Origin of the sequence: Actinosynnema sp. NPDC059797 (genome assembly GCF_042732085.1) — a bacterium.
Classification (GTDB): Bacteria; Actinomycetota; Actinomycetes; order Mycobacteriales; family Pseudonocardiaceae; genus Actinosynnema.
On record NZ_JBHWIE010000307.1, the window covers coordinates 1 to 8,574 of the forward strand.

An 8,574-nucleotide genomic window follows, 5' to 3' on the forward strand; every position below is an offset into this window, starting at 1 on the left:
GCGCGGTGGCGCGGCCGATGCCCGTGCCGCCGCCGGTCACCACGGCGACGCTCCCGCGCAGCTCCATCAGTCCCTCCCGATCCGGCTCAGGGTGGCGGTCACCCCGTCCTGGTCGATCCGGCGCACCGCGTCGGCCATGAGCCGCCGGAACACCCGCGACTGGCGCAGCGGCAGCGGCAGGGGCAGCGCGGGGAAGTCCTGCTGGTGCAGGAAACCGGCGAGCGCCAGGCAGATCAGGCGCGGTTCGGCGCCGACCACCAGCAGGTCCACCGCCGGGTCGAGCAGGCGCTGCGGCAGCTTGCGCGGCGCGTCGCGGGCGATCTGGTCGAGCCGGTGGGTGATCCGGGGGTTGGCCAGCCGGTCCAGCAGCGCCTCGACCTCCCGGCCGTCGGGCGCGGCGCCGAAGCGGCGCAGCGACGGGCCGGTCTCGGTCAGCAGCAGGCGCTCGGCGTAGCGCGCGAACTCCGCGCGGCCCAGGGCCCCGGCGACGTTCTCGCACCCGGCGAGCAGGCCCAGGTGGGCCAGCGCCGAGTGGGTGCCGTTGACCAGCCGCAGCTTCGCGGCCTGGTGCGGCGCGATGTCGGCCACCAGTTCCGCGCCCACCGCGTCCCAGGCGGGCCGCCCGGCGGCGAAGTCGTCCTCGACCACCCACCTGCGGTGCGGTTCGCCGACCACCGCGGCGCGGTCCTCCAGCCCCAGCGCCTCGGCCACCCGCGCCAGGTCCCGGTCGGTGGTGGCGGGCACGACCTGGTCCACCACGCTGGAGGGGAACCGCACGTGCTCCTCGACCCAGTCGGCCAGGCCGGTCTCGCCGCGCCGGTCGCAGAACTCGCGCACCAGGCCGCCGACCAGCCGCCCGTTGTCGGGCAGGTTGTCGCAGGAGACGACGGTCAGGCCGGGGTGCCCGCGCTCGCGCCGCCGCCGCAGCCCGCCGACCAGTTGGCCGACCGGGGTGAGCGGCGGCCCGCCCGCGAGGTCGGCGGCCACCTCCGGGTCGTCGTCGCGCAGCCGCCGGGTGACCGGGTCGTGTCGGTACCCGGCCTCGGTGACGGTCAGCGTCACCACCCGGGTGCCCGGCCGGGCCAGCGCCTCCTCCAGCCGGTCGGCTTCGGCGGCCGCCACCAGGGACTCGCGCACGCTGCCCACCACGCGCAGCCGCTCGCCGGCGGCGTCCCGCTCGGTGACGGTGAACAGGTGGTCCTGCTCGGCCAGCGCGTCGCGCACCCGCCCGTCGCGCTGGGCCGCGGCGCAGATGCCCCACGCGCCGGGCTCGACGCGCATGGCCTCCTGGGTCAGCACCGCCTGGTGCGCCCGGTGGAACGCGCCGAGGCCGAGGTGGACGATGCCGACCCCGCCGTCGGGCAGGTCGGCCGCCAGCGGTGCGGGCAGCCGGGCGGCGGTCAGGCGCGGCCTGCTCACCGGGGTGACACCCCCGCGACGTCGGGTGCGGTGATGTCGACGTCCTTGCCCTCCGCGGACAGCAGGAACGCCACGAACGACACGGCCGCGGTCCCGATCATCCACACCGCGACCAGCCGGCCCCGGCCGCCTGCCTGGGCGACCAGCGCGGCGGCCACCAGCGGCGAGAACCCGGCCAGCGCCGCGCCGATCTCGCGCGAGGCGGCGAACCCCGTGTAGCGGACGCGCGCGCCGAACAGCTCGGCGTAGAAGGCGGGCTGCACCGCGATCATCGGCGCCAGGCCGAACGCGGTGGCCACCACGAGGGCCACCCAGATCAGCACCGGCTCGCGCGTGTCGAGCAGCAGGAAGAACGGGAACGCGAACGCGGCGGTGAACACCACGCTGAACAGGTTGAGCGGACGCCGCCCGATCCGGTCGGACAGCGCGCCGTACACCGGTTGCAGCACGATGACGACCACGCCGAACAGCACCACGCCGGTGAGCCCGACCCAGCGCGGCAGCGCCAGCGACTTGGTGATGTAGGCCAGGCTGTAGGTGGCGTAGATGTAGACGATCGCGGTGTCGCAGATGTGCGCGCCGATGCCGATCAGGAAGTTGCGCGGGTAGCGGCGCAGCGCGTCGAACACGGGCAGCTCCACCGTGGTCCGCTGCGCGGCCATCCGCTGGAACACCGGCGATTCGTCCACGCGCAGCCGCACGTACAGCGCGACCGCGATCAGCACGAAGCTGAACCAGAACGGGATGCGCCACGCCCAGTCCAGCACGGTCTGCCGGGGCAGCAGCTCGACCAGCAGGAACACCAGCGTGCCGGACAGCAGCCCGATCTGGACGCCGGTCTGGGCGAACGAGGTGAAGAAGCCCCGCCTGCGCGCCGGTGCGTGCTCGGCCAGCAGCGTGGCCGCGCCGCCGAACTCCGCGCCCGCACCCAGGCCCTGGCACATCCGCAGGGCGGTCAGCAGGATCGGCGCGGCGATCCCGATGGAGCCGTAGGTCGGCAGCAGGCCGATCAGCCCGGTCGAGACGCCCATGACCAGGGTGGTCAGCACCAGCGTGGACCGGCGGCCGATGCGGTCGCCGAGGTGTCCGAACAGGAAGCCGCCCAGCGGCCGGACCGCGAAGCCGACGCCGAAGGTGGCGAACCCGACGAGCACCCCGGTCGCGGGGTCCCCGGTGACGAAGAACAGCTCGTTGAACACCAGCGTCACGGCGAAGCCGTAGATGAAGAAGTCGTACCACTCGAGGGCGGTGCCCACGACGGACGCGCCCACGACGCGGCGCAGTTGCCGCCCGTCGGTCGCGGGTTCGTGCCCGGTCGTCCCGGTCATGGTCGTCCCTCCCCGGTCTTGAGCAGGGCGTGCAGGTCCTGCCAGGTCTCCTCGCCGATCGGGATGCCGTCGCGCAGCCGGGCGCGGCGGGTGCGCGCCTCCGGCTCGCCCGGCACCAGGACCTCCCGGCTGCCCTCGGACGGCGGGGTCCGGGCCAGCTCGCGGCAGAACAGCTCGGCCTGCTCGCGGAACCGGTCGACCGGCGTGAGGGAGCCGATGTCGAACGCCGCCAGCACGGTGCCGAACCCGCCGCCGTAGCCGGGCAGGCTGCCGATGCCCATGCCGGTGAGCAGCCCGCCGACGACCTCGATGAGCACGCTCAGGCCGTAGCCCTTGTGCGCGCCGAACGGCAGCAGCGAGCCGCCCGCGTAGAAGTCGGCGGGGTCGGTGGTCGGTCGGCCCAGCGCGTCCAGCACCAGGCCCTCGGGCACCCGTTCGCCGCGGTCGCGGGCGAGGGCGAGCTTGCCCTCGGCGACGCCGGAGCTGGCCCAGTCCACCACGATCGGCGGTCGGTCCGCGGCGCGCGGCGCGGCCCAGGCGAGCGGGTTGGTGCCGAGCCTGCGGGCCCGGCCGCCGTAGGGCGCGACGGTGGGGTCGGCGTTGCCGAACGCGAGCGCGACCAGGTCGTGCTCGGCCAGGAAGCCGACGTACTCGCCCAGCCTGCCCACGTGGTTGCAGTCCCGGATCACCGCGACGCCGCTGCCGTGGGTGCGCGCCACCGCCCGCAGCTCGCGGGCCGCGACACCGGCGGCGATCCGGCCCAGCGCCCGGTTGCCGCGCACCACGACCGTGCCGGGGCGCGGGTGGTCCACCTCGGGGCGGGCGCGCGGGTCGATCCGGCCGTCGCGGATGCGTTCGACGTAGTCGACGAGGCGGCGCACGCCGTGCGAGTCGTGACCGGCCAGGTTCGCCTCGACCAGCGAGCCGGCGACGGTCCTGGCGTCCACCAGGGTCGTCCCGGCGTCGAGCAGGACGCGGACCGCGAGCTTGAGGAGTTCGCTCGACGTCACCTTCATCTGTTCCGCCTGACGGAACGCAGTTCCATCCCCATGTCCTCACCATGGCACGGATGGCCCGCTCCGTGAAGCGGGTCACACACCTGGCTCGGTTCAGTCGGCGCCCTACGCCTGCGGTCCGGTCGGCGCGCGGCGGCCGTGGTCCAGCGGGACGCGGTGCCCGTGGTTCAGCCGGGACGTGGCGCCCGTGGTTCAGTCGGCGCCCAGCGCCCGTGACACCGTGGTGGCCGCCTCCACCACCAGCGCGGGCAGGTCGCCGGGCGCCTCGGCGAAGTCCACCAGCGACGCCGCCGACACCGCGCCGACCACCTCGCCGGTGTGGTTGAACACGGCCGCGCCGATCGCGCGCACCCCGGCCTCGTTCTCCTCGTGGTCCTCGGCGTAGCCGCGCGACCGGACCTCGGCCAGCTCGGCGAGCAGGGCGTCCACGTCGGTGATGGTGCGCTCGGTGCGGGCGGGCAGGCCCGTGCGCCGCGCCAGCGCCCGCACCTCGTCGTCGGGCAGCGCGGCCAGGATCGCCTTGCCGATGGAGGTGCAGTGCAGCCGCAGGCTCATGCCGACGCGGGAGGCCAGGTGGTAGGGCCGGACGCCCTCCAGCTTGACCACGTACACCGCCTCGTCGCCGGACAGCAGCGCGAAGTGGACCGTCCACCCGGTGCGCTCCTGGAGGTCGCGCAGCGTCGGGCGGACGTGCTCGGCGACGTCCAGGCGCTGGAGGAAGCGGCCGGCGAGGCTGAGGATGCGCGGGCCGCCCAGGTAGCCGCCCCGGCCGTCGGCACGGGCGAAACCGCGCTGGACCAGGGTCTGGAGGATGCGGTGCACGGTCGGTTTCGGCAGCCCGGAGGCGTCGGCGATGTCGGCGATGCGGGAGTGGTCGGCGAGCGCTTCCAGGACGCTCAGCGTCTTCTCGGCCGCGGAAAGCGAGGCATCGCCACTCATGGGGCTCAATCTATGCCAGGTTCGATCACCGCGACCTCCGAGCGGACGGGCCGGTCCGCCGGTGCGGCGACGTCCGCCCCGGGGTGGCCCCCCGGCGACACGACCGCGTGGGTTTCGGGCCGACGCGCCGGGTGCGAACACCGAGGTCACGGCGGGTTTCGAGGCCGCCCCGGCGCAACGGGCGTTAGCCCGTGCGGGTGCACGTGCAGATGCACGTCGAGCGAGGCCGTGAGGGCCTCTCTAAGCTCATCCCGTGAGCTTCGACCAGCAGTCGGTCCCCGTTCCGCAACAGACGCGCGCCGGATCCGCCACGGTCTGCCGCCCGCGCCCGGAGCAGGACCCCCTCCCGGTGCTGACCGCGGCCGTGGACGCCGCGATCGCCGCGCTGCCCCCGACGGCGCGCGCGGACGCCCTGGAGCCCATGCTCACCGACTTCACCCTCACCGTGGCGCCGGTCCAGGACGACCTCGCGGGCTTCGCCGCGCACGACCGCCGCGGCGTGCTCAAGATCGCCCAAGGCTACCTGGGCAACGCCTTCACCCACGCGGTGACGGGCGACGTCGACGCGACCAGGGCCGCCCTCATCGCCGCCCGCGCCAGCCTGTTCCACCTCGGTGGCGGCGAAGAGGTCACCAGCGGCGCGGACTGGCGGTCCTGACCCGCGCGCACCCCGCATCACCCACCCCGCGTCACCCACCGGGTGTGACCCAACCCGGTCGCCCCGGGTTCCGCCGTGCCCGCACCCACCCCCGGCGGGAGCCGCTCCGCCGCGCCACCGCGCCGTGCCGCACCCGAGGGCATCGGCGGGTCAAGTCATCGGTCGAGTGATCTTGGTGGTCCCGACCGGGTGGGAAACCCACTCGATGCGGTGAAGGCGGGAGCCGGCTGTTTCAAGACCCCGCCACCGCCGTATTCCCCGTCACACAACCTACGTAGGGGTGTGACATGTCGCCTGACCTGCTGTCCCGTGCCTCGGCCCGGGGCGCTCCTCCGCGCGCCGCCGCGGTGCCCGTGGGGGAGCGGTCGGTCCCCCTGGCGGACCTGCTCACCGGGTGCCTGCGGATGCTCGGCGGTCACGACCCGGGGCCGGCGGACCCCGAGCTGGTCGAGGCGCAGCGGGCGTTCCTCGCCGCCGGGCTCGGCGCGCTGGCGACGCCCGCCGGGGAGCGCCGGTGGGTCCAGGTCGGGCTGTCACCCGCGCGGGGGCACCGCGCCCCGCTGTGCGGCGAGCTGCACGACTTCGCGCGCGGCCTGCTGGACGGCGGCGCGGCGACCGCCTTCTCCTTCATGCACAAGGCACCCGGCCTGCGGGTCCGGTTCCAGGCGCCGCCCGGTGGTCGCGAGGCGCTGCGCGAACGGGTGCTGCGCTGGGCCGACCGCCTCGCCGCCGGCGGAGTGACCACGACCGTGGCGCCCGCGGTGTACGAGGTGGAGGCCGGGCTGTTCGGCGGGCGTTCCTCGATGCCGTACGCCCACGAGCTGTTCACCGCCGACTCGCTGGCCTGGCTGCGGGTGCACCACCGCGGCGGCGCGCCGGCGTGGGCGGTGTCGCTGGCGATGGTCCGGGCCGTGCTCGACGGCCTGTCGGTCGTCGGGTGGGAGGACCGGGACGTGTGGGACCGGGTCCGCTCGGAGGCCGGGAGGCGGCTGCCGGACGGCGTGAGCGGGCAGGCCGGGTTCGACGCCGCGGTGCGCGGCCTCCGCCTGCTGTGGCAGGACCAGGACCGGCTCGTCGGATCGCTGCCGGACTGGGCGCGGCACGTCGTCGCGCGGCACCGGGAGCGGGCCCTGGACATCGGCGCGCGGTGGCGGGCGGGGTTCTTCGACGACCACGACACCGGCGCGGGTCCCCGGCACGCGCTCGCGTTCCACGTCGTCTTCCACTGGAACCGGGGCGCGCTGTCCGCCGAGCGCCAGGTGCTGCTGGCCGAGGCCCTGGGCACGCCGGGGACGGACCGTGGGTGAACCGGTGGTGCTGCTCAGGCTCGCCGGGCTGCCCGTGCGCCTGTGGCTGGCCGGCGGGTGCCCGGAGCTGTTCGCCGCGCTCGCCGACGCCGACGCCGCGACCGCCGCGCACCGCGAGCACGGCCGGGCGCTGGCCGCGCGGCTGGGTGACCGGGTCGTGCCGCGGCCGGAGGTGACCGCCGCCGAGCGGCAGGCCGTGCTGGAGGTGCGCCGGGCCGCGCACACCGGCCGCCCGCTGCCCGGCGACGACGCCCTCGCGCTCGCCCGGCGCGCCGCGGCCCGGGTCGACCCGCCGTGCGCGATCGGGCTGGACCGCCTGGTCGTCCACGACCGCGCCCGGCAGGAGGCCGGGGGCCGGCTGCTCGACGACCTGGCGGCCGAGCGGCGCCGGCTGGCGGGGCTGCCCTGGCGGCTGCTGCGGTCCTCGCCGGTCGGGTCCGCCGCGCTCGTCCACGACGCCGCCGACCTGGTGGCGGACGTGGAGCGCAGGGTGGCGGCCGGCGAGTCGTGGGACGGCAAGCGGCTGCGGCAGCGCGCGGACCACCTGTGGCGGCTGATCGCGCGCGGGGCGGTCAAGACCACGCCGCGCAGCTGGTTCGGGCACGTGGCCCCGGCCCCGGCGGGGGTCGGTCCGCTGACCGCGGGCCCGTTCGCCACGCACGAGGTGCCCAACGTCCACACCGCGCGGTCGCGCGCGGGCGAACTGGCGCTGACCGGCCTGCACTGGTCCGAGGGCGGTTCCCTCGTCACGTGGGCGCCGCACGAGCGCGACCCGGGGCGGCTGCGCGAGGTGCGGGTCAGGGACACCCCGGCGCTGCGCGCCGTGCGGCGGGCGCTGGCCGAGGGACCCCGGCCGGGCGACGAGGTGACGACCGCCCTGCTAGGTACGCGCGCCGACGACCCGGCGGGCCGGGCCGCGCTCGCCGCGTTCCTCGACCACCTCGTGGGGCTGGGCGTGCTGCGGCGCGGCCGGGACGTCGTCGAACGCGCCTCGACGTGGGGCCCGGCGCGGGCGGAGCCGCGGGTGGGGGACGACTACCTCGACGTGCACCGGCGGGTCACCGGGGCGGTCCCGGCGCCGGACGAGGCGGGCGTGCGCGCGGCGGTCGGGGTGCTGCGGCGGCTGGACGCCCTGGTCAAGGCCGACGCGCCGGCCCCGCCGTCACCGCTCCACGCCCTGCTGGACGAGCGGCCCACGCCCGTGCCGGAACTGGTGCGCCGGTTCCTGGCCGACCGACCCGACCACCGGTCCGCACCGGCGGACGACGGCGCGTGGCCGGTCGCGCGGGACCCCGCCTCGGGGTACTCGGCGCTGCTGCGCCGGCTGGCCGACCACCCCGACGAGCCGGGCGGCGCGGTGGAGCTGACCGACGACCTGCTGGACGCGGTGGGCGCGCCCCGACCGTCCCCGGACTGGCCCGCGGACTGCCTGCTGAGGCCCCTGCCGCCCGAACCCGGCGGTCCGGCGGCCGTGCTGGACTCCGCGGTGCCCGCCGGGACCCTCGACGCGCGGTTCGCCCGGGGCCTGCGGCTGGTGCACGGCGTCGAGCCCGGACCGGTGACCGCGTACCGGGAGTTCCTGCGGGAGTTCGAGCGGTCCCGCGGCGGCCGGCTGGTGGAGGTGCTGGTGCCGCCGCACAACGCCCGCTCCGCCAACACCGTGCGCCGGCCCGCCCTCACCGGCCTGTGGACCGGCGACCCGGACCACCGCCCGTACTTCGGGGAGGAGCACCCGGCCCGGCACGTCCCGCTCGACGCGATCACCCTGCGCCGCGAGGGGCGGGCCACGATCGCCGAGTCGGGCGGCGAACGCCTGTGGCCGGTGCACCACGCCACCCGCGTGGCGTTCCCGCCGTGGGACGTCGCCCTCGCCCTGCTGCTGTCCGCCGGGCCGCCCGGGGTGCGCC

At 76.5% G+C, this 8,574-nt stretch carries 7 protein-coding genes; 3 read left to right on the plus strand and 4 right to left on the minus strand.

The genetic code is table 11. From position 1 onward, the window contains the following. Positions 1 to 66: 66 nt before the first annotated feature. From ACFV4N_RS35275 to ACFV4N_RS35290, 4 genes are all read right to left on the minus strand, one after another. A complete protein-coding gene (locus ACFV4N_RS35275) occupies positions 67 to 1,419 on the minus strand; it encodes a mannitol dehydrogenase family protein (protein WP_499676998.1) in 1,353 nt (450 codons plus the stop codon). Continuing rightward, the gene (locus ACFV4N_RS35280) at positions 1,416 to 2,747 is read right to left on the minus strand and encodes an MFS transporter (RefSeq protein WP_499676999.1); all 1,332 of its coding nucleotides are present in this window, start codon (positions 2,745 to 2,747) and stop codon (positions 1,416 to 1,418) included. Before ACFV4N_RS35280 ends, ACFV4N_RS35275 begins: the two co-directional genes overlap by 4 nt. Next, on the minus strand, positions 2,744 to 3,763 hold the full coding sequence (locus ACFV4N_RS35285; protein ID WP_499677000.1) for an Ldh family oxidoreductase: 1,020 nt from the start codon (positions 3,761 to 3,763) through the stop codon (positions 2,744 to 2,746). Before ACFV4N_RS35285 ends, ACFV4N_RS35280 begins: the two co-directional genes overlap by 4 nt. 192 nt (positions 3,764 to 3,955) lie before the next feature. Continuing rightward, positions 3,956 to 4,702, minus strand: a complete 747-nt coding sequence (locus tag ACFV4N_RS35290; protein WP_499677001.1) for an IclR family transcriptional regulator — start codon at positions 4,700 to 4,702, stop codon at positions 3,956 to 3,958. Between the two features lie 253 nt (positions 4,703 to 4,955). On the opposite strand from ACFV4N_RS35290, the gene ACFV4N_RS35295 reads away from it, so the two are divergent. The 3 genes from ACFV4N_RS35295 to ACFV4N_RS35305 all read left to right on the plus strand — a co-directional run. Further along, positions 4,956 to 5,360: a hypothetical protein gene (locus tag ACFV4N_RS35295; protein WP_499677002.1), complete on the plus strand. Its 405-nt coding sequence runs from the start codon at positions 4,956 to 4,958 to the stop codon at positions 5,358 to 5,360. 287 nt (positions 5,361 to 5,647) lie between these two features. Then, complete coding sequence (locus ACFV4N_RS35300) at positions 5,648 to 6,667, plus strand: thiopeptide-type bacteriocin biosynthesis protein (RefSeq protein WP_499677003.1); 1,020 nt, start codon at positions 5,648 to 5,650, stop codon at positions 6,665 to 6,667. After that, positions 6,660 to 8,574 (plus strand): hypothetical protein (locus ACFV4N_RS35305; RefSeq protein WP_499677004.1); only part of this gene is annotated, 1,915 nt, incomplete at its 3' end. The genes ACFV4N_RS35300 and ACFV4N_RS35305, both read left to right, overlap by 8 nt.

What these genes read in the sequence shown, in the direction of transcription:
- ACFV4N_RS35285 (WP_499677000.1), bottom strand. Translation starts at nt 3,763, where the DNA reads ATGAAGGTGACGTCGAGCGAACTCCTCAAGCTCGCGGTCCGCGTCCTG.
- ACFV4N_RS35280 (WP_499676999.1), bottom strand. Translation starts at nt 2,747, where the DNA reads ATGACCGGGACGACCGGGCACGAACCCGCGACCGACGGGCGGCAACTG.
- ACFV4N_RS35290 (WP_499677001.1), bottom strand. Translation starts at nt 4,702, where the DNA reads ATGAGTGGCGATGCCTCGCTTTCCGCGGCCGAGAAGACGCTGAGCGTC.
- ACFV4N_RS35300 (WP_499677003.1), top strand. Translation starts at nt 5,648, where the DNA reads ATGTCGCCTGACCTGCTGTCCCGTGCCTCGGCCCGGGGCGCTCCTCCG.